The following is a 23,500-nucleotide window of genomic DNA, read 5'->3' as shown; positions in this document are numbered from 1 at the left end:
ACTCACAGGTAACATGGCCCACGACCTCCCTCCCCTGAATGCCCTGCGCGCCTTCGAGGCTACCGCCAGGTTCAACAGCGTTAGCCAGGCGGCTGAAGCGCTGCATGTCACCCATGGCGCTGTCAGCCGGCAGATCAAGGTACTGGAGGAGCACCTTGGGGTCGCCCTGTTCGTCAAGGATGGGCGCGGCATCAAACTCACAGATGCCGGCGTGCGTCTGCGCGATGCCAGTGGCGAGGCCTTCGACCGGCTGCGCAGCGTGTGTGCCGAGCTCAGCCGCGATGTCAGCGAGGCGCCGTTCGTGCTGGGTTGCTCGGGCAGCCTGTTGGCGCGCTGGTTCATCCCCAGGCTTGGGCGCCTGAAGGCGGAGCTACCCGAGTTGCGCCTGCATCTGTCGGCAGGTGAAGGTGACCTCGACCCGCGTCGCCCAGGGCTCGATGCATTGCTGGTGTACGCTGAGCCGCCATGGCCTGCGGACATGCAGGTGCACGTGCTGGCCGAAGAGCGTATCGGGCCGGTGCTCAGCCCCCACTTTGCCGGCTTCGAACGCTTGCGTGGCGTGCCCGCCAGCGCCTTGCTGGAAGAAGCGCTTTTGCATACCACCTCACGGCCGCAAGCCTGGCCAACCTGGGTTCGGCAGCAGGGCTTGGACCCGGCCGGGTTGCACTACGGCCAGGCGTTCGAGCATTTGTATTACTTGCTGGAGGCTGCAGTTGCTGGCCTTGGCGTAGCCATTGCGCCGCAGCCGTTGGTGGCGGATGACTTGCGGGCTGGAAGGCTCAGCGCGCCGTGGGGCTTTTCCCCGACTCGGGCAGCGCTGGCGTTATGGGTGCCTCGGCGCGCCGCGGACGGGCGCGCCGAGCAGTTGGCGCAGTGGCTGCGCCGCGAGTTGGAGCGCCAGGCAGGTTAGTTGCGACGGGACAACAGATAGGCCGCCAGCAAACCGAGGGCACCAATGGCTACGCCCGCCGTTGTAATCGGGTGCTCCTGGGCGTAATCACGGGTCGCGATGCCGGTCTGGCGGGTGCGCGTCTTTACTTCTTCATAAGCATCGCTGAGCAGGCTACGCGAATGTTTCAGCGCGCTTTCGGCGTTGCTGCGGATTGCCTTCACCGACTTCTGGGACTCTTCCGACGCATCATGCTTGAGGTTCTCCAGGCTTTTCAGAAGGCTTTCGATCTCCGCTTCCATGCTTTCCAGGGACGTTTTACGCAGCGAGTTGCGGTGCATGTTGACTCTCCTTCGCAGAATGGACTGTAACAAGTGCGACCCTTGGCCTGCGTGAAAGTGCGATCGAACTTTAGCCGGTGGCGACGGCTCGCAGGTAAACCAGGCCTGCGCTGCTAGGCTCAATCTCACTGTCACCCATGGAGAGCGCTCATGACCGATCATCACACCTACAAGAAGATCGAACTGGTAGGGTCTTCGCCCACCAGTATCGAAGAGGCGATCAACAATGCCCTGGCCGAAGCCGGCAAGAGCATCAAGCATCTGGAGTGGTTCGAAGTGGTCGATACCCGTGGCCATATCCGCGACAACAAGGCGGCGCACTTTCAGGTCACGCTGAAGGTGGGCTTCCGGATCGCCAACAGCTGAAACAGCGCCGGGCTGGATGATCCCGGCGTGATGGGGTATTTAGGAGAGGGGCGCCTTGGCGGGCGCCCTTTCTGATTTCATCTGCACAAGGAAAGCGAGTGATGAACAAACTGATTCTGGCCCTGGGCCTGATGACCCTGGCTGGCGGTGCGCTGGCAGCGGGCAAGCCGTGCGAGGAGCTGAAGGCGGAAATTGCGGCCAAGCTGGATGCCAAGGGCGTCACCGGCTACAAGCTGGAGATCGTCAACAAAGGCGACCCGGCGGGCAAGGTGATTGGTAGCTGCGAGGCCGGTACCAAAGAGATTGTGTACCGCCGCGGTTAATGTGTTGGGTTCTTCGCGGGCTTGCCCGCTCCCACAGGTACTCCACAGGGTTCAGCCGCTGTGCAGTACCTGTGGGAGCGGGCGAGCCCGCGAAGACATTCACGCGGTCTTCAAGGCCTGCGCCAGCAGCTCATAGGACCGCACCCGGTCCGTATGCTCATACAGGTCACAGGTAAAGATCAGCTCATCCGCCCCGGTCTGCTCCAGCAGCACTTCCACCTTGGCCCGCACCTTCTGCGGGCTGCCGATCATCGCCAGGCCCAGGAAGCTGCCCACCGCATCGCGCTCATGGGGCAACCACAACCCGTCCATGCTCTCCACCGGCGGCTTCTGCATCAGGCTCTGCCCGCGAATCAGCGCGAGGATGCGCTGGTACACCGAAGTGGCCAGGTACTCGGCCCGCTCGTCGGTGTCTGCCACCACCATCGGAATACCCAGCATCACATAGGGCTTGTCCAGCGTGGTCGATGGCTTGAAATGATTGCGGTACACGCGAATGGCCTCGTGCATGTAGCGCGGAGCAAAATGCGAGGCGAAGGCGTAGGGCATGCCGCGCATACCGGCCAGCTGGGCGCTGAACAGGCTGGAGCCGAGCAACCACATCGGCACGTCGGTGTCGTGCCCCGGTACGGCGATCACTTTCTGATCATCGGTACGCGGGCCGAGGTAGCGCGACAGTTCCTCGACATCGTCCGGGAAATCATCCGGGCCGCCAGCGCGGTCACGACGCAGGGCATAGGCCGTCATCTGGTCCGAACCCGGCGCACGGCCCAGACCCAGGTCGATACGCCCTGGGTACAGGCTGGCCAGGGTGCCGAACTGTTCGGCAATTACCAGCGGTGCATGGTTGGGCAGCATCACCCCGCCAGAGCCCACGCGAATGCTCGAGGTGCCACCGGCCAGGTAGCCGATCAGCACCGAGGTCGCCGAACTGGCGATGCCATCCATGTTGTGGTGCTCGGCCACCCAAAAACGGTTATAGCCAAAGCGTTCGACGTGCTGCGCCAGGTCCAGCGAGTTGCGCAGCGACTGCGCCGGGCCTGCGTCGGCGCGCACGGGCACCAGGTCAAGGGTGGAAATCTTCAGGTCACGCAGCTGCGTCATGGAGCCTCCGCAAGATTGATTGGCCAGAGGCCTTTTTGACTCTGTATGGGCGCATTCGTTGGATTCAATGCCTGCCGTCATATTGCGCTGAACTTGCTGCGGGCGGTGAGCCTCTGAACGGTAGGTAAGTAACCCAGTGACCAGGAGGCATCATGAAAAAGACGGCATCGGCTATCTGGCAAGGTGGTCTGAAGGATGGCAACGGCCTGCTTTCTACCGAAAGCGGTGCACTCAAGCAGAACCCTTACGGCTTCAACACCCGTTTCGAGGGCTCACCCGGTACCAACCCGGAGGAACTGATTGGTGCGGCGCATGCAGGCTGTTTCTCGATGGCGCTGTCGATGATGCTGGGTGAGGCGGGGCTTACCGCAGACCGGATCGACACCGCTGCCGAGGTGACCCTCGACAAGCAAGCTGATGGCTTCGCCATTACCGCCGTGCACCTGGTGCTCAGGGCCAAGGTGCCCGGGGCCAACGAGGCGCAGTTCCTGGAGATTGCCAACAAGGCGAAGGAAGGTTGCCCGGTGTCCAAAGTGTTGAATGCGAAGATCAGCCTGGATGCAGCGCTGGTGGGCTGAAGCGGCGCAACGGCGGCGGTTTGCTGTAGTCTAAACAGCGTCGGCAGCACCACTTCCTTTTCAGGAGCCGTTCCATGATTCGCGTAGCAATCGCCGTGTTGGCTTCCCTGGCCGCCACGTCTGCGTTGGCGGCGGTAAAGCCGTGCGAGGAGCTTAAAGCCGAGATCGAGGCCAAGATCCAGGCACAGGGGGTGACTTCCTATACCTTGGAGATCGTGCCCAACAGCGAGGTCAAGGACCAGAACATGGTCGTCGGGACTTGCGATGGCGGGACCAAGAAGATCATCTATCAGAAGAATGATCGGTAGGCATCAAGGTCTGAGGCCGCGTCGCGGCCCATTCGCAGCGCAAGGCTGCGAATGGGCTGCAAGGCAGCCCCCATTCACGGAATGCAGAACACTTCGCTAGGCTCGTTCACCAACACCTTGCGGTTGGCGTCATACAGCAGCACCTGCGGCTCCATCACCGGTGCCCGTGCCTCCAGGCGATAGCGCTCGCCGGCCTTGAAGTCGTCGAAGCGCACGGTCAGGTAGCAGGTACGGTCCCTGGGTTCGGACATGATGCCGCCCGAGTAGATTTCATAATCGAAGCGCACCACCAATTCGTGCTTGCCCGGCGTTACCTGAAAATAGCGGCCATCTTCCAGGCGCTTGCCGTCGAGGCGGTCGGCCATGATCACTCGGCCGGGGGTCATGGTGTAGAGATCGACCCAGGCCTGCTTGGGGTCGACGGGCGGCAAGGGGCTGGCGCAAGCCCCCAGTGCACTGAGGGCGATCAGCATCATGGGCTGGCGCATGGCGAAACTCCCACTTGCGATTTACAAGTTACAAGCATAGCGCCGATTGTAGGCTTCAGGTGCGTTGGCATCCTGCGGGCAAGCCTTGGCCGACCATTTTCTGCTGGTCGTCGTAAAGCTTGATCCAGGGGCGGAAGCCGATACTGCCTGCGTGCAGCTGATAGCGCTGGCCGGCACCGAAATCCTTGAAGGTCAGCTTGACCTGGCAATCGCGCCACAGTGGCTCGCTGACTGGGCCGATATTGCTGGGAGTAACCGGAAACTGATAGCGCACGGTCAGCTCGTGGCTGCCGGGCTGTACCTCGAAATAGCGGCTGTCGGCCCAGTCACGTTCATCCACCTGCACGGCGTCAAGGGAAGTGTTGTCGTAGGGCGTGAGGTCGATCCAGGCCTGGTTCGGGTCCGGGGCCGGCAGGGTCGAACAGGCGGATATCAATAACAGTGAGCTGGCGACCAACAATGCACGCATGGCGAAACTCCCCCTTGGCGAGATAGTCTTGGAGCGAATCAGCCTTGAGCGAGTCAGACAGTCCCGGATGCTTCGACTTTTTCTTATGCAGCGCTCAGGCCCTGGGGCACTCGACCGCGTTTTTACCTATTTGGTTCCGCTGCTGGCGGCGCTCCTGCTGAACGGTTGCAGCAGTGTTGGCTATTACGGGCAACTGGCCGAGGGCCAATGGCAACTGCTGCGTGCGCGCAAACCGGTGGCGCAGGTGGCGGCCGACCCTGCCACCGCCCCGCAACTGCGCGCGCGCCTGGAGCATGCCGAGCAGGCGCGTGTATTTGCCAGCCAGCACCTCAAGCTACCGGACAACCGCAGCTATCGGGTCTACGCCGAGCTTGGCCGGCCCTATGTGGTGTGGAACGTCTTCGCCACCCCTGAATTGTCATTGCAGCCGGTGACCCACTGCTTCCCAATCGCGGGGTGCGTGGCCTATCGCGGTTACTACCAGCAAGGTGCGGCACGCGGGGCGGCAGCGCTGATGCGGCAAGATGGGTTGGATGTTTATGTGGGTGGCGTGGAGGCCTACTCGACCTTGGGCTGGTTCGACGACCCGATCCTGTCGTCCATGGTTGGCTGGGGCGATGAGCGCCTGGCCACGCTGATCTTCCATGAGCTGGCTCACCAGCGCTTCTATGCGCAGGACGATACCGAGTTCAACGAGTCGTTCGCCTCCTTCGTCGAGCAGGAGGGCACGCGGCAATGGCGCGTGGCACGCGGGCTTGCAGCGGTTGGCGAGGATCATGGGCAGCAGCGCGATGAGTTCATCCGGCTGGTGCTGGCCAGCCGTGAGCGGTTGCAGGCGATGTATGCCGGGCCATTGGATGATGCGCACAAGCGGCAGGCCAAACAAGCTGAGTTCGAGCGCTTGAGGCGTGAGTACCGGCAGGTGCGCGATGCTCAGTGGGCCGGTGACAAGCGCTATGACGCTTGGGTGTATGGGCCGTTGAACAATGCCAAGTTGCTGCCGTTCGGGCTATATGACCAGTGGGTGCCGGCGTTCGCGGCGGTGTTCCGCGAAGTGGGTGGGGATTGGACAGGTTTTTATGAGCGGGTCGAGCAACTGGGGCGGTTGCCGATTACGGACAGGAAGGCGGCGTTGCAGCGGTTAATGGTTAGTCAGTGAGTTCGTGGGGCTGCAATGCAGCCCCCATGGCCATCAAGCCTTGATAAATGCCTGATGCATCTCGGCCAAGGTCGCGAAATGGTAGGCGGGTTCTTCCGCCATCAACTCTTCCTGGCTACCAAACCCATACCCCACCGCCACCGCCTGCAAGCCATTGCTGCGCGCACCGATCAGGTCATGCTTGCGGTCGCCGATCATCAACGTTTGCGCGGGGTCCAGCCCTTCTTCATCCAGCAGGTGGCGAATCAGCTCGACCTTGTTGGTGCGCGTGCCGTCCAGCTCGCTGCCGTAGATCACCTTGAAGTGGTGGTCGAAGGCGAAGTGCCGGGCGATTTCGCGGGCGAACTCCCACGGCTTGGAGGTGGCGATGTACAGCGTACGGCCCTGCCCGTTCAGCGCTTCAAGCAAGGCCGGCACACCTTCGAACACCAGGTTTTCGTACAGCCCGGTAACGCGGAAGCGCTCCCGGTAGAAATTCACCGCCTCCCAGGCTTTGGCTTCGTCGAAGCTGTAGAACTGCATGAACGCCTGCAGCAGGGGTGGGCCGATGAAGTGCTCGAGGCGGGTAAGGTCCGGCTCGTCAATGCCTAGCTTGGCCAGGGCGTATTGGATCGAACGGGTGATGCCCAGGCGCGGGTCGGTCAGGGTGCCGTCGAGGTCGAACAGGATGTTTTGCTGGTGCATTTGCGGGTTCCACTTTGAATGCTGCGTGGTCTTCTTCGCGGGTAAACCCGCTCCTACAGGGACATCACAGGGCCTGAGGTCGGCGCCGTACCTGTGGGAGCGGGTTTACCCGCGAAGCGGTCATTCCGGTTGGTCGTAGCCTTCAGCCAGGTGCTGGTCCTTGAGCTTCACGTAGTTGCCGGCGCTGTAGGAAAAGAACGCACGCTCCTTGTCGTTCAGCAGCCGGGCTTGTTTCACCGGGCTGCCCATGTACAGATAGCCACTGACCAGACGCTTGCCTGGCGGCACCAGGCTGCCGGCGCCGATGATCACTTCGTCCTCGACGATGGCGCCATCCATGATGGTGCTGCCCATGCCGACCAGGATGCGGTTGCCCAAGGTGCAGCCATGCAGCATCACCTTGTGGCCGATGGTGACCTCGTCGCCGATGATCAGCGGGAAGCCGTCCGGGTTGAACGGGCCGGCGTGGGTGATGTGCAGCACGCTGCCGTCCTGCACGCTGGTGCATGCGCCGATGCGGATGCGGTGCATGTCGCCGCGCACCACGGTCAGTGGCCAGACCGAGCTGTCCTCGCCGATCTCCACGTCGCCCAGCACCACCGCCGAACGGTCGACGAATGCCCTGGGCCCCACTTTCGGAGTGTGTTGCTGGAAGCTGCGAATGGCCATGATAGCGTCTCTCATCTGTGCCGATAGGCAGGCTGCCTGCTGCGGTCGGCGTCGATTGTAATTAAGATGGGGCAGTGTTTCTTCTGCCAAGGTATCCAAACCGTGACTGCGAACAACCCGCTTCTGCAATCCCACGATCTGCCGCCCTTCTCGCACATTCGTGCCGAACACGTGTTGCCGGCGATTGAAGCGATCCTGGCCGACAACCGTAAAGCCATTGCCGAGATCCTCGAAAAGCAGGGCAAGAACCCGACCTGGGCCGGCCTGGTGCTGGCCATGGACGAACTGAACGACCGCCTGGGCGCCGCCTGGAGCCCGGTCAGCCACCTCAATGCGGTGTGCAACAGTGCCGAGTTGCGCGAGGCCTACGAGTCGTGCCTGCCGGCACTGAGTGCCTACTCTACCGAACTGGGCCAGAACCGTGCGCTGTTCGAAGCCTACCAGGCACTGATCGACAGCCCGGAGGCCGCCGGCTTCGACGTGGCGCAAAAGACTATCCTCGAGCACGCCCTGCGTGACTTCCGCCTGTCGGGTATCGACCTGCCGGCGGACAAGCAGCAGCGCTATGCCGAAGTGCAAAGCAAACTCAGCGAACTGGGCAGCCGCTTCTCCAACCAGCTGCTCGATGCCACCCAGGCCTGGACCAAGCACATTACCGACGAAGCCGCACTGGCTGGCCTGACCGATTCGGCCAAGGCGCAGATGGCTGCCGCCGCCCAGGCCAAGGGCCTCGACGGCTGGTTGATCACCCTGGAGTTCCCCAGCTACTACGCGGTGATGACCTACGCCAGCGACCGCGCCCTGCGCGAAGAGCTGTACGCCGCCTATTGCACCCGTGCCTCGGACCAGGGCCCGAATGCCGGCCAGTTCGACAACGGCCCGGTGATGGGCGAAATCCTCGATCTGCGTCAGGAGCTGGCCGAGCTGCTGGGCTACAAGAACTACGCCGAGCTGAGCCTGGCTACCAAGATGGCCGAGTCCAGCGACCAGGTGCTGAGTTTCCTGCGTGACCTGGCCAAGCGTTCCAAGCCGTTCGCCGCCCAGGACCTGCAACAGCTCAAGGCCTATGCCGCCGAACAAGGCTGCCCTGAGCTGGCCAGTTGGGACGCCGGCTACTTTGGCGAGAAGCTGCGCGAGCAGCGCTACAGCGTGTCGCAGGAAGCGCTGCGTGCCTATTTCCCGATCGACAAGGTGCTGGGCGGCCTGTTCAGCATCGTACAGCGCCTGTACGGCATCGAAATCGCCGAGCTCAAGGGCTTCGACAGCTGGCACCCGGACGTACGCCTGTTCGAAATCAAGGAAAACGGCCAGCACGTCGGCCGTTTCTTCTTCGACCTGTACGCCCGCGCCAACAAACGTGGCGGCGCCTGGATGGACGGTGCCCGCGACCGTCGCCGCACTGCCGGCGGCCAGTTGCAGAGCCCGGTGGCCAACCTGGTGTGCAACTTCACCCCGGCCGCACCTGGCAAGCCGGCGCTGCTGACCCACGATGAAGTCACCACCCTGTTCCACGAGTTCGGCCACGGTCTGCACCACATGTTGACCCGCATCGAGCATGCCGGTGTGTCAGGCATCAACGGCGTGGCCTGGGACGCGGTCGAGCTGCCGAGCCAATTCATGGAAAACTGGTGCTGGGAGCCGGAAGGCCTGGCACTGATTTCCGGCCATTACGAAACAGGCGCTGCTTTGCCCCAGGACTTGCTGGACAAGATGCTGGCGGCGAAGAACTTCCAGTCGGGCATGATGATGGTGCGTCAGCTGGAGTTCTCGCTGTTCGACTTCGAATTGCATGCCAGCCATGGCGACGGCCGCAGCGTGCTGCAGGTGCTCGAAGGCGTGCGCGACGAGGTGTCGGTCATGCGCCCACCGGCGTACAACCGCTTCCCCAACAGCTTCGCGCACATTTTTGCGGGCGGTTACGCCGCCGGCTACTACAGCTACAAGTGGGCTGAAGTGCTGTCGGCCGACGCTTTCTCGCGCTTCGAGGAAGAAGGCGTGCTGAATGCCGAGACTGGCCGCGCCTTCCGTGAGGCGATCCTGGCCCGTGGTGGTTCGCGCGAGCCGATGGAGCTGTTCGTCGATTTCCGTGGCCGTGAGCCTTCCATCGATGCATTGCTGCGCCACAGCGGCCTTACCGAGGACGCTGCGGCATGAGTGAGGTAGCCGTGACCAAGACCAAGAAGCGCTTCATTGCCGGGGCGGTATGCCCGGCATGCAGCGAGCCCGACAAGCTGATGATGTGGAACGAAGACGGCGTGCCGCACCGCGAGTGCGTGGCGTGTGGCTTTACCGACACACTCAACGAGCAGGGCCTGTCCGTACCCAAGGAACTCGGTACCCGGGTGAACCATCTGCAACCCAAAGCCGCGCCGGCCAAGGTGCAGACGGTGCAGTTCTTCCCTAATCCGAAGCTGAAGAAACCCGACTAGCCACCCGGCTGCCGGACCAGAGGCGCTGGTGGATTCAAGGTAACTTCTATACTGTATGTAAATACAGTATAGGGGCTAACCATGTTTCCTCCAGCACCGCAAAAGGGCCGTGGCACGGCGCACAATCCGCACAACCGTTTTGCCCCGAGCCGTTCGGTGCAGGAAGACGACGGTTGGTACCAGGAAGTGCCGCAGACCCAAGGCACCGAGGTGCGGGTGGAGTTGGCCAAGTCGGTCATCAGCCGCAATACCTCGCCCGACCTTCCCTTCGATCGCGCCATCAACCCCTATCGCGGTTGCGAGCATGGCTGTATCTACTGTTATGCCCGCCCTTCCCATGCCTACTGGGACCTTTCCCCCGGCCTGGATTTCGAAACCAAGCTGATCGCCAAGACCAACGCCGCCGAAGTGCTCGCGCAACAGCTGAGCAAGCCGGGTTACGTGTGCGCGCCGATCAATCTGGGCTCCAACACCGACCCGTACCAGCCAATCGAGCGCGAACAGCTGCTGACCCGGCGCCTGTTGGAAGTGTTGCTGCGGTTTCGTCACCCGGTGACCATCGTCACCAAGGGGGCGCTGGTCCTGCGCGACCTCGACCTGTTGGCCGAGATGGCCCGCCAGCGCCTGGCTCGGGTGATGATCAGCCTGACCACGCTGGACGATGGCCTGAAACGGGTGCTCGAACCCCGAGCGGCCTCACCGGGTGCAAGGTTGAGGGCCATACGCGTATTGCGCGAAGCAGGGGTGCCGGTGGGCGTGCTGTGTTCGCCGATGATTCCGATGATCAACGACAGCGAACTGGAGCGCTTGCTGGAGGCGGCCAAGGAGGCTGGTGCACAGAGCGCGGCCTACATGATGTTGCGCCTGCCGCTGGAGGTGGCGCCGTTGTTCGAGCAGTGGCTGCACGACCATTACCCGCAACGGGCGGCGCATGTATTGAGCCTGATCCGCCAGAGCCGTGGCGGCGAGTTGTATGACAGCCGGTTTGGCGCGCGCATGCGTGGTGAGGGTGTGTTTGCCGAGCTGCTGGCGCAACGGTTTGCCAAGGCCATGAAGCGGCTTGATTTCGAGGGGCGCGAGGCGCAGGCGCTGGATTGCTCGTCCTTCTGCCCGCCGGGTGGGCAGATGGCACTGTTCTGATACTTGAGGATCACCTGTAGGAGCAGCCTTGTGCTGCGAAGAGGCCGGCTCAGCCCATGCATCTCTCCTGGTTGTACTGGCCTCTTCGCAGCACAAGGCTGCTCCTACAGGGCGCATTGCCATCCTTCAATACAACTAATGTGAGCGAATAATTACAGTAATAGCGCTTGGCAGTTGATGTTTTTTTGCTATTATCCAGATCCCGCCTTTTCTATCTGGAACACCCGTTCTAGAGCCTTCGAATTAAGTTTCAGTTAAGTTTTCCCCGCTAGCGTAGGAAATCAGTCCACACCGACTGTGATCTATGGCCCGTGCGTGTCATCTAAAACCCTGCATAGCCAGAATCTTTCACCGGTAAAATGGATTTACCTACACACCGTCAAGAGGATGAATCATGCCCGTCAAGGACCCATCCAAGGTCGTACCGCAGGTCCCCGCGGAAAGCGCCGATGCTGCCCTGAAGCACATCGTCGACGGCTTCCTGCGCTTTCACCATGATGTCTTCCCCGAGCAGCAAGAGCTGTTCAAGAAGCTCGCCACCGCGCAAACGCCGCGCGCCATGTTCATCACCTGTGCCGACTCGCGCATCGTGCCCGAGCTGATCACCCAGAGCTCGCCAGGCGATCTGTTCGTGACCCGTAACGTGGGTAACGTAGTACCGCCTTACGGCCAGATGAACGGCGGTGTGTCCAGCGCCATCGAGTACGCGGTACTTGCACTGAAAGTGCACCACATCATCATTTGCGGCCACTCTGACTGCGGCGCCATGCGTGCGGTACTCAACCCGCACTCGCTGGACAAGATGCCGACGGTTGGCGCCTGGTTGCGTCACGCCGAAGTGGCTCGCACCGTGGTCGAGAACAACTGCTCGTGCGGCAGCGAACACGAAAGCATGCAGGTGCTGACCAAGGAAAACGTCATCGCCCAACTGCACCACCTGCGTACCCACCCTTCGGTGGCTTCGCGCCTGGCTGCTGGTCAGCTGTATATCCATGGCTGGGTCTACGACATCGAGACCAGCAAGATCGAAGCCTATGACGCCGCCAGCGACAGCTTCATGCCTCTGGCCGCTGGTGAGCCGATCCCCAGCGCTACCCCGAGAGGTCGCTACTAAGCGACCCATCCACCGCTAGAACCTTGATAGCCGGCTGCACCCTGTAGGGGTGTGGCGCGGCCTTCTGCTGCCTTGAATTCCCTGACTGCCCTGCCGGCAAGCCCGCTGGCGGCCCACGCCTGCGCGCGTGTCAGGGGCAAACGTGCCCACGGCCAGGGGAATGGCCGTGCGTCTAGAGAAAGGAGAAATACGGTGAACATTACACAGTTGAAAGCGGCCCTGCCGCGAGAGTTGCTGGCCTCGGTGGTGGTCTTCCTGGTGGCCCTGCCCTTGTGCATGGGCATTGCGATCGCCTCGGGCATGCCGCCGGCCAAAGGCCTGATTACCGGCATTATCGGCGGCATTGTCGTGGGTTTCCTCGCCGGATCGCCGCTGCAGGTCAGCGGCCCGGCTGCCGGCCTGGCGGTACTGGTGTTCGAGCTGGTGCGTCAACACGGCATGGCCATGCTCGGGCCGATCCTGCTGCTGGCCGGCCTGCTGCAGTTGCTGGCTGGGCGCCTGCGGCTGGGCTGCTGGTTCCGCGTCACCGCGCCGGCGGTGGTGTACGGCATGCTGGCGGGGATTGGCGTGTTGATCGTGCTGTCGCAGGTGCATGTGATGTTCGACACGGCGCCGCAGCCGTCGGGCCTGCAAAACCTGCTGGAGTTCCCGGCAACCGTGGCCGCCGCGCTGCCACAGGAAAGCACAGGCTCCGGCTGGATGGCCGGCGCGCTGGGCCTGGGCACCATCGCCGTCATGTGGGGCTGGGAGCGTTTTCGGCCGCAGCGGCTGCGCTTCGTGCCGGGTGCCTTGCTCGGCGTGGCGAGCATGACCGCCATCAGCCTGTGGCTGGCCTTGCCGGTGAACCGCGTGCAGGTGCCGGCGGATTTGTCCGAGGCCATCGACTGGATTCGCCCGGGTGATCTGCTGCAACTGGCCGACCCTACCCTGCTGGTCGCCGCCTTTGCCCTGGCGTTCATCGCCAGCGCCGAAACCTTGCTGTCGGCCGCAGCGGTGGACCGCATGCACAGCGGCCAACGTTCGGACTTCGACCGCGAGCTGTCGGCTCAGGGCATCGGCAACATGCTATGCGGGGTGCTGGGCGCCTTGCCGATGACGGGGGTGATCGTGCGCAGCTCGGCCAACGTACAAGCGGGTGCGCAGACGCGGGCCTCCGCAATCTTCCATGGCTTCTGGCTGTTGGCTTTCGTGGTGGCGCTGAGTAGTGTGCTGCAGCAGATTCCGGTGGCGAGCCTGGCGGGGGTGCTGGTGTTTACCGGGGTCAAGTTGGTCGACTTCAAGGCGTTTCGTGGCCTGGGCCGCTATGGCCGTATGCCGATGTTCACTTATGCGGCGACGGCGCTGGCGATCATTTTCACCGACCTGCTGACCGGCGTGCTGCTGGGCTTTGCCCTGACGTTGCTGAAGCTGGCGTTCAAGGCGGCGCGGCTGAAGATCAGCCTGGTAAACCTGGAGAAAGCGGGGCATATGGAGCTGCGGCTCAGTGGTGCGGCGACGTTCCTCAAGGTACCGGCGCTGACCCAGGTGCTCGATAGCGTACCGACGGGGACCACGTTGCATGTGCCGCTGGGTAACCTGAGCTATATCGACCACTCGTGCCTTGAGCTGCTTGAAGACTGGAACCGCAGCAATGCGGCCAATGGCTCGCGGTTGCTGATAGAGCAGCGGCGCTTGAAACGGCGGATCGAGGGGCGGCTGAGGACTACGGCGGGGGTTGGGACCTGATATCGATCCTGAACAGGGTGATTTTTGTAGGAGCGGCCTTGTGCCGCGAAAGGGCCGCGCAGCGGCCCCAAGGCTTCACAGTTGAGATTGCAGGGCTGCTTTGCAGCCCTTTCGCGGCACAAGGCCGCTCCTACAGGGATCTCACAGGGCTATGGATTCAGGCCGGTTGACCCAGCTCGACACCCAGCTGCCGTGACAGGCATGGCCAGCGCTTCCACGCCGCGCCGGTTTCCGGGCTGCTCAATTTTTCCCGGTAAACCTCCACCGATTCCACCGCAAAGCTCTCGTCATTGAGCATTTCGTCAACCGAGTGGTGCACCACTTCATCCAGCTGGTTGGCGAAGGTCTCGCCAATCAACTGGTGAGCAATCAGGTTGGCGACGGTGGTGTCGACCGGGATCAGTGGCTGCTGGAAGTGGCGGATGTACAGGTCGTTCACCTCTTCCACCAGGCGGTGTGCCAGGTAAGCCTCATCCAGCAGGCAGTCCAGGCCCACATGCCCCTGCATCACGCTGGGTGGCTGCAGGAAATAGGCCTCGGCAATTTTCAGTACCGGTTTGATCTGCGACTCGATCCCGGCTTCGCGGGCGACCGCGTGCGCGGCCTCCAGCAGTTCCGGAACCTGGTCGATGTAGGCGCTGACGAAGCGCGCCAAAGTACCCTGGGCGTCCTGCTCAGGCAGTTGGATCGAGGGGTGCAGGTGGGGCAGTTGCAGCTCGAGACGCTGTTTCAGTTGGCCGGTCTGGCCTTCATGTTGATGGGCTTGGCTTACCTGCTCGCGTACAGCAGCGATGTTCATGACAACTCCAGGGACATTACGTTTCAAACGGAAGACACTAAATTAGCTCGGTATACAGAATACCTAAGACGCATTTGTTATAAACGCCGCAAACGTGTGCGCTCTCTGGCATATCGAAATGCCATTATTACGCCATAACCTATCAAGCCCGCGGTTTTCAGGCCATTCACCTATTTCGTGTGGTTCATTTCACCGGCTTCATTGCGTGCCATTGGTCGCTGTCTATACTCCCGGTGAACGTGATTCGTTGATGAGGCCCGACTGCTTTTAGCAGGGGCTCGGTCGTCGAAGCCAGGCAGTCTTGACCGCCGTTCCCTCTTGCCGCAGGCCACGCCTCCGGGACAACAAGAATTAGAAGGGGAACCCGCAATGATGCGACATCCACATGTCTGGATGGGCCTCCTGTTGTGGTCGGTTTTTGGTCAGGCCAACGCCGCCTGGACCGTGAACATGCACCCAGGGGCGACGGAAGTCTCCAACGCCGTCTTCGACCTGCACATGACCATCTTCTGGATCTGCGTGATCATCGGCATCGTGGTGTTTGGCGCGATGTTCTGGTCCATGGTCATCCACCGCCGCTCCACCGGCCAGCAGGCCGCGCATTTCCACGAACATACCTGGGTGGAAATCCTCTGGACCGTGGTGCCCTTCCTGATCCTGGTCGCCATGGCCATCCCGGCCACCAAGACCCTGATCGACATCTACGACGCCAGCGAGTCGGACATCGACATCCAGGTCACCGGCTACCAGTGGAAGTGGCACTACAAATACCTGGGCCAGGACGTGGAGTTTTTCAGCAACCTGGCCACTCCCGCCGAGCAGATCCACAACAAGGCACCCAAGGACGAGCACTACCTGCTCGAAGTCGACCAGCCGCTGGTGCTGCCAGTGGGCGCCAAGGTGCGTTTCCTGGTGACCGCCGCCGATGTCATCCATTCCTGGTGGGTGCCGGCCTTTGCGGTCAAGCGCGACGCCATCCCCGGCTTCGTCAACGAAGCCTGGACCCGTATCGAGAAGCCCGGCATCTACCGCGGCCAGTGCACCGAGCTGTGCGGCAAGGACCACGGTTTCATGCCGGTGGTGGTCGAGGTCAAGTCCAAGGCCGACTACGAAACCTGGCTGGGCGAGCGCAAGGCTGAGGCCGCCAAGCTCAAGGAGCTGACCAGCAAGGAATGGACCTTGGAGGAGCTGGTGGAACGTGGCGACAAGATCTACCACACCACCTGCGTGGCCTGTCACCAGGCCGAAGGCCAAGGCCTGCCGCCGATGTTCCCGGCGCTCAAGGGCTCGAAGATCGCCACCGGGCCGAAGGAAGGCCACCTGAGCATCGTCTTCCACGGCAAGCCCGGCACGGCCATGGCCGCCTTCGGCAAGCAGCTGTCGGAGGTCGACATCGCCGCTGTGGTCACCTACGAGCGCAATGCCTGGGGCAACAACAAAGGCGACATGGTCACGCCGAAGGACGTGCTGGCGCTGAAGCAGGCAGAAGCCAAGTGAACCGGGTTACTCGCGGCAATCAATGGGTTGCAGGAGACAGGACATGAGTGCAGTGATCGACGACCACGCCCACGGCCACGACCATGCGCACGGCCCGGCCAAGGGCCTGATGCGCTGGGTGCTGACGACCAACCATAAAGACATCGGCACGATGTACCTGTGGTTCAGTTTCATCATGTTCCTGCTCGGTGGCTCGTTCGCCATGGTGATCCGCGCCGAGCTGTTCCAGCCTGGCTTGCAGATCGTGGAACCGGCGTTCTTCAACCAGATGACCACCATGCATGGCCTGATCATGGTGTTCGGTGCCGTGATGCCGGCCTTTGTCGGGCTGGCCAACTGGATGATCCCACTGATGATCGGCGCGCCTGACATGGCCTTGCCGCGCATGAACAACTTCAGCTTCTGGCTGCTGCCGGCGGCCTTCCTGCTGCTGGTCTCAACCCTGTTCAGCCCAGGTGGCGGGCCTAACTTCGGCTGGACGTTCTACGCCCCGCTGTCCACCACCTATGCGCCAGCCAGCGTCACTTTCTTCATCTTCGCCATCCACCTGATGGGTATCAGCTCGATCATGGGCGCGATCAACGTGATCGCCACCATCCTCAACCTGCGTGCCCCAGGCATGACCCTGATGAAAATGCCGCTGTTCGTCTGGACCTGGCTGATCACGGCGTTCCTGCTGATTGCAGTGATGCCGGTACTGGCCGGCGTGGTGACCATGATGCTGATGGACATCCACTTCGGCACCAGCTTCTTCAGTGCCGCCGGTGGTGGTGACCCGGTGCTGTTCCAGCATGTGTTCTGGTTCTTCGGCCACCCGGAGGTGTACATCATGATCCTGCCGGCCTTCGGCGCGGTCAGCTCGATCATTCCGGCGTTTTCGCGCAAGCCGCTGTTCGGCTATACCTCGATGGTCTACGCCACCGGCGCCATCGCCTTCCTGTCGTTCATCGTCTGGGCCCACCACATGTTCGTGGTCGGCATTCCGGTGGTCGGCGAGCTGTTCTTCATGTACGCCACCATGCTGATTGCCGTGCCCACCGGGGTGAAGGTGTTCAACTGGGTCAGCACCATGTGGGAAGGCTCGCTCACCTTCGAAACACCGATGCTGTTCGCCATCGCCTTCGTCATCCTGTTCACCATCGGCGGTTTCTCCGGGCTGATGCTGGCAATCGCCCCGGCGGACTTCCAGTACCACGACACCTACTTCGTGGTGGCGCACTTCCATTACGTGCTGGTGCCAGGGGCAATCTTCGGCATCTTCGCCTCGGCCTACTACTGGCTGCCGAAATGGACCGGCCACATGTACGACGAAACCCTCGGCAAGCTGCACTTCTGGCTGTCGTTCATCGGCATGAACATGGCCTTCTTCCCCATGCACTTCGTGGGGCTGGCCGGCATGCCACGGCGCATTCCTGACTACAACCTGCAGTTCGCCGACTTCAACATGGTGTCGTCGATCGGCGCCTTCATGTTCGGTGCCACGCAGATCTTCTTCCTGTTCATTGTCATCAAGTGCATCCGTGGTGGTGCGCCGGCACCGGCCAAGCCTTGGGATGGTGCTGAGGGCCTGGAGTGGTCGATCCCTTCGCCTGCGCCCTACCACACCTTCCAGACGCCCCCGGAAGTGAAATAGGAGCGCTGCCATGAACGGCCTGTCGCTGAAACGCCTGGTAACGCGCCTGCTGATGCTGACGGTGGTGATGTTCGCCTTCGGCTTCGCCCTGGTGCCGATCTACGACGTGATGTGCAAGGCCTTTGGCATCAACGGCAAGACCGGCGGCCAATACGAAGGCAGCCAGGTCAGTGACCCAACGCGTTCGGTGCGGGTGCAGTTCATGTCGACCAATGCCAGCGACATGGTCTGGGACTTCTACTCCACAGCCGACCAGCTGGAGGTGAACCCGGGGGCGGTGAACCAGATGATTTTCATCGCGCATAACCCGACCGACCGGCCCATGAGCGCTCAAGCGATACCCAGCATCACCCCGGCCGAGGCGGCCGCTTACTTCCACAAGACCGAGTGCTTCTGCTTTACCCAGCAGGTGCTGCAGCCCGGCGAACGCATCGAGATGCCGGTGCGCTTCATCGTCGACCGCGATCTGCCGGCCAGCGTGAAGCACCTGACACTGGCCTACACCTTGTTCGACATCACCGCTCGCCACCCGCCGGTCGCGCATGTTGCGGCCCAGGACGTCCAGGGCGCCCGTTAAGGGAAGGAGAACAGCAATGGCAAGTCATGACCACTACTATGTCCCGGCGCAGAGCAAGTGGCCGATCATCGCCACCATCGGCATGTTCATCACGGTGTTCGGCCTGGGAACCTGGTTCAACGACATGAAGGCCGGCCACCCGGAATCGCACGGGCCGCTGATTTTCTTCATCGGTGCCTTGTTCCTGGCCTACATGCTGTTTGGCTGGTTCGGCTCGGTGGTGCGCGAGAGCCGTGCGGGGCTGTACAGCCCGCAGCTGGACCGCTCGTTCCGCTGGGGCATGAGCTGGTTCATCTTCTCCGAGGTGATGTTCTTCCTGGCGTTCTTCGGGGCGCTGTTCTACGTGCGGGTACTGGCCGGGCCATGGCTGGGGGGCGAAGGGGCCAAGGGTGTTGCGCACATGCTGTGGCCAAGCTTCGAGTTCACCTGGCCACTGCTGCACACGCCCGACCCGAAACTGTTCCCGCCGCCCAAGGAGGTGATCGACCCGTGGCACTTGCCGCTGATCAACACCATCTTGCTGGTCAGTTCCAGCGTGACCATCACCCTTGCCCACCACGCCTTGCGTCGTGACCACCGTGGGCCGCTGAAATTCTGGATGGCGCTGACCATCGTGCTGGGTATCAGCTTCATCGCCTTGCAGGCCTTCGAATACCACGAGGCTTACACCAAGCTGGGGCTGACGCTGGGCTCGGGGATTTATGGCGCGACATTCTTCATGCTCACCGGGTTCCACGGTGCCCACGTGACCTTGGGCACGATCATCCTGATCGTGATGTTCGTGCGCATCCTGCGTGGGCACTTCAACCCGGAGAAACACTTCGGCTTCGAGGCGGCCAGTTGGTATTGGCACTTCGTCGATGTGGTGTGGGTGGGGTTGTTCATCTTCGTCTACGTGCTGTAGGAGCGAGCTTGCTCGCGATGCAGGCGACTCTCGTGGCACCGGCTTTAGCGGTGATCGCGAGCAAGCTCGCTCCTACAAGGATGAGGCCAGGCAGGTAAAGATTTAGAAGGGGGCGTGGGACACGAGCTGACCGCTGATGAAACCCCAGGCAACCAGGCCAACGGTCAGGGCCGCCAGGGTTACCCGTACGGTCAGCGCCTTTAACAGGCGCGTCGAGTTTTCGTCGTCCTTGACCAGAAACACCAGGCCACTGAACAGGCTGGCAATCGTGGCCAACAGCATCAGGACAATCGCGGCCTTGAGCATGGCGCTACTCCGGGGGGATGCGGTGATGTGGATAAGTATAGCGAGGCGCCCGTGAGGCCGTTTCGCCCAGGCTGGGTACCGACCCTGGTGGTGCTTGCACTGCTACCAGGCCTGGTCGCCCTTGGCTGTTGGCAACTTAGCCGTGCCCAGGAAAAGCGCGTGCTGCTGGCCAGCTATGCCGAGCGGCGGGTCGAAGCGCCACTGGCCGCAGCTCAGCTGACGCCCAGTGACGACAACGCGTTCCGCCGCGTGCACCTGTATGGCCGCTTCGACACCGAGCACAGTCTGCTGTTGGACAACCGCATGCGCGATGGCCAGGCCGGTGTCGAACTGCTGCAACCCTTCCATGATCAGGCCAGCGGCCTGTGGTTGCTGGTCAATCGTGGCTGGCTGCCTTGGCCGGACCGCCGGGTGCCTGTGCATTTCCAAACCCCTGCCCAGGCCCTGGCGTTGGACGCGTCTGTGTATGTCGCGCCCGGCAGCACCTTCCAGCTGCACCCAGACCCCATCGGCGGGCAATGGCCGCATCTGTTGACCGCTGTCGATGCCACGCAGCTATGGCAACAGCTCGATCGCGAGGGCTACGCCCATGAGCTGCGCCTGGAGCCCGGCCCGGCGACCTACCGCCTGGACTGGCCGGTTGTCGCCATGGGCCCGGAAAAACACCTGGGCTACGCCGTGCAGTGGTTTGCCCTGGCTACCGCTCTGGTTCTGCTCTACCTCTATTTCGGCTGGCACCAAAACAAGGAGAAACGCCATGGCCACCGCCACTCCACTGGATCTGCCTGAACGTAGCAAAGCCAGAGCCCGCGGGCGTTTGCAGCTGTTGCTGATTCTGCTGGTGGTGCTTGGGCCGATGATCCTGGCCACCAGCATGTACAAGCTCAAGTTCTGGGTGCCGGATGGCCGCAGCTACCACGGCGCCATGATCGGCAACGGGGAAAGCCGTGCCGACCTCGGCGTGGCCGGCGAGGACGAACGCTGGCAGTTGCTGGTCAGCGCGCCCCAGGCCTGTGCCGAAGACTGCCAGCGGCTGGTGTACCTGGCGCGGCAGATTCAGGTCGGCCTGGGCCGCGATGCCAGCCGCGCCAGCCACGCACTGGCTGCCGCGCAGCCGCTGAGCGCGGATTACCAGGCGCTGATTGGCCGCGAGTACCCGCAACTGCAGCGCTATCCGCTGGATGCGCAACGTTACCAGCAGAAGGTTACCGAACCCGGCCCGCAGCTGTGGATCGTCGACCCGCACGGCAACCTGGTGCTGCGCTACGACGGCAAGGTCAACGGCAAGCATGTGCTGGATGACCTGCGCCACCTGCTCAAGCTGTCCAATATCGGCTAGGAGCCTGCCATGGCCAGACCCGGATTTCGCCTTGCTGTGTTCGCCACCCTGCTGGCTCTGCTGGTCGTCCTGCTCGGTGCCTATACCCGGCTGACCCACGCCGGCCTCGGCTGCCCCGACTGGCCGGGTTGCTATGGCTTCATCAGCGTGCCCAAGAGCGAAGCACAGCTGGCCCATGCCGAGCTGCACTTTCCCGAGCACCCGGTAGAAGCGGCCAAGGGCTGGGCCGAGATGGTCCACCGCTACTTCGCCGGTACCTTGGCTGTGGTGATCGCCCTGCTCGCCTTCCAGGCCTTGCGCCGGCATGCCCGCGATGGCCAACCCTACCGCCTGCCCGTATTGCTGCTGGGCGTGGTGCTGGCCCAGGCGGCCTTCGGCATGTGGACGGTTACCCTGAAGCTGTGGCCGCAAGTGGTCACGGCGCATTTGTTGGGTGGCTTCACTACGTTGAGTTTGCTGTTCCTGTTGTCACTGCGTCTGTCCCGGGCTTTTGCGCCCTTGCCAAAATTGCCCCTGAGCCTGCGCCGGATCGCTGCATTGGCCCTGCTGGTGGTGATCGGCCAGATCGCCCTGGGCGGCTGGGTCAGCGCCAACTACGCAGCCGTCGCCTGCATCGACCTGCCAACCTGCCATGGTCAATGGTGGCCGGCGGCGGACTTCAGCAACGGTTTCCATCTGACCCAGCATGTCGGCCCCAACTACCTGGGTGGGCAGCTGGACAGTGATGCGCGCACGGCCATTCACGTCAGCCACCGGCTGGGTGCGTTGCTGGTGACCTGCGTGCTGTTGATGCTCAGCTGGAAGCTGCAGCGTTGCGGTCTACCCGGCCTGGCGCGGCTGGTGCTGCTGGCGCTGGCCCTGCAAGTTGGGCTGGGCATCAGCAACGTGCTGTTCCAGCTGCCGCTGGCGGTGGCCGTTGCGCACAATGCCGGCGGGGCAATGCTGCTGCTGAGCATGGTGCTGGTGAACTACCGCATTCGCGTGGTCGACAAGGTGCGCGTGGGTGTCGGCCATGGCTGGCGTTTGCGGCCGGTGGCTGGCGTGGGCATTTCCCATCGCATGAGGAACGACTCGTGGCGACGCTTCTGAATGCACGGCGGGCCAGCTGGCGCGATTACCTGGAGCTGACCAAGCCCAAGGTGGTGGTGCTGATGCTGATCACCTCGCTGGCGGGCATGTTCCTCGCGACTCGCGCGGGCGTGAGCTGGAGCGTATTGCTGTTCGGCAACCTGGGGATTGGCTTGTGCGCCAGTGGCGCGGCGGCGGTCAACCATGTGGTGGACCGGCGCATCGATGCCCTGATGGCGCGTACCCACAAACGGCCGCTGGCCCAGGGCCGGGTCGAGCCGCTGCCGGCGTTGCTGTTCGCGCTGGCGTTGGCGCTGCTGGGCATGGCCCTGCTGCTGGTATTCACCAACACCCTCACCGCCTGGCTTACCCTGGCCTCGCTACTGGGCTATGCGGTGCTCTACACCGGCTTTCTCAAGCGCGCCACGCCACAGAACATCGTCATCGGCGGCCTGGCCGGCGCCGCCCCGCCATTGCTTGGTTGGGTGGCGGTAAGCGGCCATGTCAGCGCCGAACCCTTGCTGCTGGTGCTGACCATCTTCGCCTGGACCCCGCCGCACTTCTGGGCGCTGGCCATCCACCGCAAGGAGGAGTACGCCAAGGCCGATATCCCGATGTTGCCGGTGACCCACGGCGAGCGCTACACCAAGCTGCATATCCTGCTGTACACCCTGATATTGCTGGCGGTGAGCCTGCTGCCCTACGCCATCCACATGAGCGGCCCGCTGTACCTGGCCTGCGCCTTGGTCTTGGGGCTGCGCTTCCTGCAATGGGCCTGGGTGTTGTACCGTGGCAGCCGGCCGCACGCGGCGATCGGTACCTTCAAGTACTCTATCGTCTACCTGTTCGCGCTGTTCATCGCGTTGCTCCTTGACCACTACCTGTTGCTGAACCTATGACCCGAACCCAGAAAACCGTCTTCATCCTCGTTGCCCTGGTCGCGTTGATCCTGGGCCTGACCGTCAACAAGGTGCTTAACGGCCGCGACCAGCCCAACCCCACCGAGCTGATCGACGCCGGCATCATCCTGCTGCCGCAGAGCCGCACCGTGGCCGACGTGACCATGACCAACCAGGACGGCCAGCCGGTGCGGCTGGATGACATGAAGGGCAAATGGTCGCTGCTGTTCTTTGGCTATACCTACTGCCCGGACATCTGCCCGACCACCCTGGCCCAGCTGCGCCAGGTGAAAAGCGAGCTGCCCAAGGAAGCCGTCGACCGGCTGCAGGTGGTGTTGGTGAGTGTGGACCCGAACCGCGACACGCCGAACCAGCTGAAGCAGTACCTGGGCTATTTCGACAAGGATTTTGTCGGGGTGGCGGGGTCGATCGAGGATACCCAGAAGCTGGCCAATGCCTTGAGCATTCCATTCATTCCGGCGGATACCAGCAAGCCGGGGTATACCGTGGATCACAGCGGCAACCTGGCCGTCGTTGGGCCGGATGGGCGTCAGCGTGGGTTCATTCGTGCGCCGTTCAACAACCAGAAGCTGGTGGCGCAGTTGCCTGGGCTTGTGAAGCGCGATTGAGATTGATGGGCCTGCTGCGCAGGCCATTCCGGCCGGACCGGCCGGAATGGGCCGCAAAGCGGC

The 23,500-nt window shown here is 62.6% G+C and carries 28 protein-coding genes; 20 read left to right on the top strand and 8 right to left on the bottom strand.

Annotation, left to right across the window (positions count from 1 at the left end; translation table 11 throughout):
• The first annotated feature begins 13 nt into the window (after window positions 1-13).
• Window positions 14-910, top strand: a complete 897-nt coding sequence (locus tag ACNFBR_RS17795; RefSeq protein WP_416736127.1) for a LysR family transcriptional regulator — start codon at window positions 14-16, stop codon at window positions 908-910.
• Here the strand turns inward: ACNFBR_RS17795 and ACNFBR_RS17790 are convergent.
• The gene (locus tag ACNFBR_RS17790) at window positions 907-1,230 is read right to left on the bottom strand and encodes a DUF883 family protein (RefSeq protein ID WP_012269892.1); all 324 of its coding nucleotides are present in this window, start codon (window positions 1,228-1,230) and stop codon (window positions 907-909) included. The two genes, ACNFBR_RS17795 and ACNFBR_RS17790, sit on opposite strands and share 4 nt — an antisense overlap.
• Before the next feature lie 150 nt (window positions 1,231-1,380).
• On the opposite strand from ACNFBR_RS17790, the gene ACNFBR_RS17785 reads away from it, so the two are divergent.
• Both ACNFBR_RS17785 and ACNFBR_RS17780 read left to right on the top strand, forming a co-directional pair.
• The gene (locus tag ACNFBR_RS17785) at window positions 1,381-1,596 is read left to right on the top strand and encodes a dodecin (RefSeq protein ID WP_003253076.1); all 216 of its coding nucleotides are present in this window, start codon (window positions 1,381-1,383) and stop codon (window positions 1,594-1,596) included.
• A gap of 101 nt (window positions 1,597-1,697) precedes the next feature.
• The gene (locus ACNFBR_RS17780) at window positions 1,698-1,919 is read left to right on the top strand and encodes a DUF1161 domain-containing protein (RefSeq protein ID WP_180689049.1); all 222 of its coding nucleotides are present in this window, start codon (window positions 1,698-1,700) and stop codon (window positions 1,917-1,919) included.
• Between the two features lie 99 nt (window positions 1,920-2,018).
• On the opposite strand, the gene ACNFBR_RS17775 is transcribed toward ACNFBR_RS17780, so the two are convergent.
• On the bottom strand, window positions 2,019-3,023 hold the full coding sequence (locus ACNFBR_RS17775; protein WP_416736126.1) for an LLM class flavin-dependent oxidoreductase: 1,005 nt from the start codon (window positions 3,021-3,023) through the stop codon (window positions 2,019-2,021).
• Between the two features lie 152 nt (window positions 3,024-3,175).
• Here ACNFBR_RS17775 and ACNFBR_RS17770 point away from each other — a divergent pair, with 152 nt between their 5' ends.
• Complete coding sequence (locus ACNFBR_RS17770; protein WP_416736125.1) at window positions 3,176-3,601, top strand: OsmC family protein; 426 nt, start codon at window positions 3,176-3,178, stop codon at window positions 3,599-3,601.
• A gap of 74 nt (window positions 3,602-3,675) precedes the next feature.
• Window positions 3,676-3,909, top strand: coding sequence for a DUF1161 domain-containing protein (locus ACNFBR_RS17765; RefSeq protein WP_416736124.1), 234 nt, complete (start codon window positions 3,676-3,678; stop codon window positions 3,907-3,909).
• A gap of 74 nt (window positions 3,910-3,983) precedes the next feature.
• Here the strand turns inward: ACNFBR_RS17765 and ACNFBR_RS17760 are convergent, their stop codons facing one another.
• Window positions 3,984-4,397: a hypothetical protein gene (locus tag ACNFBR_RS17760; RefSeq protein WP_416736123.1), complete on the bottom strand. Its 414-nt coding sequence runs from the start codon at window positions 4,395-4,397 to the stop codon at window positions 3,984-3,986.
• 55 nt (window positions 4,398-4,452) lie between these two features.
• Window positions 4,453-4,866, bottom strand: coding sequence for a hypothetical protein (locus ACNFBR_RS17755; RefSeq protein ID WP_416736122.1), 414 nt, complete (start codon window positions 4,864-4,866; stop codon window positions 4,453-4,455).
• Between the two features lie 85 nt (window positions 4,867-4,951).
• Here ACNFBR_RS17755 and ACNFBR_RS17750 point away from each other — a divergent pair, with 85 nt between their 5' ends.
• Entirely contained in the window at window positions 4,952-6,025 is a 1,074-nt protein-coding gene (locus tag ACNFBR_RS17750; protein WP_416736121.1) for an aminopeptidase, read from the top strand.
• A 33-nt stretch (window positions 6,026-6,058) separates the two neighbouring features.
• Here the strand turns inward: ACNFBR_RS17750 and ACNFBR_RS17745 are convergent, their stop codons facing one another.
• Both ACNFBR_RS17745 and ACNFBR_RS17740 read right to left on the bottom strand, forming a co-directional pair.
• The gene (locus ACNFBR_RS17745; protein WP_416736120.1) at window positions 6,059-6,709 is read right to left on the bottom strand and encodes an HAD family hydrolase; all 651 of its coding nucleotides are present in this window, start codon (window positions 6,707-6,709) and stop codon (window positions 6,059-6,061) included.
• Between the two features lie 120 nt (window positions 6,710-6,829).
• Entirely contained in the window at window positions 6,830-7,378 is a 549-nt protein-coding gene (locus ACNFBR_RS17740; RefSeq protein ID WP_416736119.1) for a gamma carbonic anhydrase family protein, read from the bottom strand.
• 102 nt (window positions 7,379-7,480) lie between these two features.
• On the opposite strand from ACNFBR_RS17740, the gene prlC reads away from it, so the two are divergent.
• From prlC to ACNFBR_RS17715, 5 genes are all read left to right on the top strand, one after another.
• Window positions 7,481-9,532, top strand: a complete 2,052-nt coding sequence (prlC, locus tag ACNFBR_RS17735; protein ID WP_416736118.1) for an oligopeptidase A — start codon at window positions 7,481-7,483, stop codon at window positions 9,530-9,532.
• The gene (locus tag ACNFBR_RS17730) at window positions 9,529-9,807 is read left to right on the top strand and encodes a YheV family putative zinc ribbon protein (RefSeq protein ID WP_416736117.1); all 279 of its coding nucleotides are present in this window, start codon (window positions 9,529-9,531) and stop codon (window positions 9,805-9,807) included. Before prlC ends, ACNFBR_RS17730 begins: the two co-directional genes overlap by 4 nt.
• 81 nt (window positions 9,808-9,888) lie before the next feature.
• The gene (locus tag ACNFBR_RS17725; protein WP_416736116.1) at window positions 9,889-10,947 is read left to right on the top strand and encodes a PA0069 family radical SAM protein; all 1,059 of its coding nucleotides are present in this window, start codon (window positions 9,889-9,891) and stop codon (window positions 10,945-10,947) included.
• Between the two features lie 394 nt (window positions 10,948-11,341).
• On the top strand, window positions 11,342-12,061 hold the full coding sequence (locus tag ACNFBR_RS17720; RefSeq protein ID WP_416736115.1) for a carbonic anhydrase: 720 nt from the start codon (window positions 11,342-11,344) through the stop codon (window positions 12,059-12,061).
• Window positions 12,062-12,253: 192 nt separating this feature from the next.
• The gene (locus ACNFBR_RS17715) at window positions 12,254-13,786 is read left to right on the top strand and encodes a SulP family inorganic anion transporter (RefSeq protein WP_416736114.1); all 1,533 of its coding nucleotides are present in this window, start codon (window positions 12,254-12,256) and stop codon (window positions 13,784-13,786) included.
• 157 nt (window positions 13,787-13,943) lie between these two features.
• On the opposite strand, the gene ACNFBR_RS17710 is transcribed toward ACNFBR_RS17715, so the two are convergent.
• Window positions 13,944-14,585: a hypothetical protein gene (locus ACNFBR_RS17710; RefSeq protein ID WP_416736113.1), complete on the bottom strand. Its 642-nt coding sequence runs from the start codon at window positions 14,583-14,585 to the stop codon at window positions 13,944-13,946.
• Between the two features lie 369 nt (window positions 14,586-14,954).
• Between ACNFBR_RS17710 and coxB the strand changes: the two genes are divergently transcribed.
• The 4 genes from coxB to ACNFBR_RS17690 are packed head-to-tail and all read left to right on the top strand — an operon-like array spanning window position 14,955 to window position 19,196.
• Window positions 14,955-16,082 carry a cytochrome c oxidase subunit II gene (coxB, locus tag ACNFBR_RS17705; RefSeq protein ID WP_416736112.1) on the top strand — a complete coding sequence of 376 codons (1,128 nt, stop codon included), beginning with the start codon at window positions 14,955-14,957 and terminating at the stop codon, window positions 16,080-16,082.
• Window positions 16,083-16,125: 43 nt separating this feature from the next.
• On the top strand, window positions 16,126-17,715 hold the full coding sequence (gene ctaD, locus ACNFBR_RS17700) for a cytochrome c oxidase subunit I (RefSeq protein ID WP_003253037.1): 1,590 nt from the start codon (window positions 16,126-16,128) through the stop codon (window positions 17,713-17,715).
• A 10-nt stretch (window positions 17,716-17,725) separates the two neighbouring features.
• On the top strand, window positions 17,726-18,292 hold the full coding sequence (locus tag ACNFBR_RS17695; protein WP_416736111.1) for a cytochrome c oxidase assembly protein: 567 nt from the start codon (window positions 17,726-17,728) through the stop codon (window positions 18,290-18,292).
• Window positions 18,293-18,308: 16 nt separating this feature from the next.
• Window positions 18,309-19,196 (top strand): cytochrome c oxidase subunit 3, encoded by an 888-nt coding sequence (locus ACNFBR_RS17690; RefSeq protein ID WP_416736110.1) that lies wholly within the window; start codon window positions 18,309-18,311, stop codon window positions 19,194-19,196.
• A gap of 102 nt (window positions 19,197-19,298) precedes the next feature.
• On the opposite strand, the gene ACNFBR_RS17685 is transcribed toward ACNFBR_RS17690, so the two are convergent.
• Window positions 19,299-19,502, bottom strand: a complete 204-nt coding sequence (locus tag ACNFBR_RS17685; RefSeq protein WP_019098091.1) for a twin transmembrane helix small protein — start codon at window positions 19,500-19,502, stop codon at window positions 19,299-19,301.
• A 51-nt stretch (window positions 19,503-19,553) separates the two neighbouring features.
• Between ACNFBR_RS17685 and ACNFBR_RS17680 the strand changes: the two genes are divergently transcribed.
• The 5 genes from ACNFBR_RS17680 to ACNFBR_RS17660 are packed head-to-tail and all read left to right on the top strand — an operon-like array spanning window position 19,554 to window position 23,437.
• Window positions 19,554-20,291, top strand: a complete 738-nt coding sequence (locus ACNFBR_RS17680; RefSeq protein ID WP_416736265.1) for an SURF1 family protein — start codon at window positions 19,554-19,556, stop codon at window positions 20,289-20,291.
• Window positions 20,260-20,841: a hypothetical protein gene (locus ACNFBR_RS17675; RefSeq protein ID WP_416736109.1), complete on the top strand. Its 582-nt coding sequence runs from the start codon at window positions 20,260-20,262 to the stop codon at window positions 20,839-20,841. Before ACNFBR_RS17680 ends, ACNFBR_RS17675 begins: the two co-directional genes overlap by 32 nt.
• A gap of 9 nt (window positions 20,842-20,850) precedes the next feature.
• Window positions 20,851-21,930 carry a COX15/CtaA family protein gene (locus ACNFBR_RS17670; RefSeq protein ID WP_416736108.1) on the top strand — a complete coding sequence of 360 codons (1,080 nt, stop codon included), beginning with the start codon at window positions 20,851-20,853 and terminating at the stop codon, window positions 21,928-21,930.
• Window positions 21,915-22,808 carry a heme o synthase gene (cyoE, locus tag ACNFBR_RS17665; RefSeq protein ID WP_416736107.1) on the top strand — a complete coding sequence of 298 codons (894 nt, stop codon included), beginning with the start codon at window positions 21,915-21,917 and terminating at the stop codon, window positions 22,806-22,808. Before ACNFBR_RS17670 ends, cyoE begins: the two co-directional genes overlap by 16 nt.
• On the top strand, window positions 22,805-23,437 hold the full coding sequence (locus tag ACNFBR_RS17660) for an SCO family protein (RefSeq protein WP_416736106.1): 633 nt from the start codon (window positions 22,805-22,807) through the stop codon (window positions 23,435-23,437). Before cyoE ends, ACNFBR_RS17660 begins: the two co-directional genes overlap by 4 nt.
• Window positions 23,438-23,500: the final 63 nt, after the last annotated feature.

This window comes from Pseudomonas sp. NY11955 (assembly GCF_048068035.1).
In the GTDB taxonomy this organism is placed as follows: Bacteria; Pseudomonadota; Gammaproteobacteria; order Pseudomonadales; family Pseudomonadaceae; genus Aquipseudomonas.
This window is presented reverse-complemented; position numbering and strand designations above follow the sequence as displayed.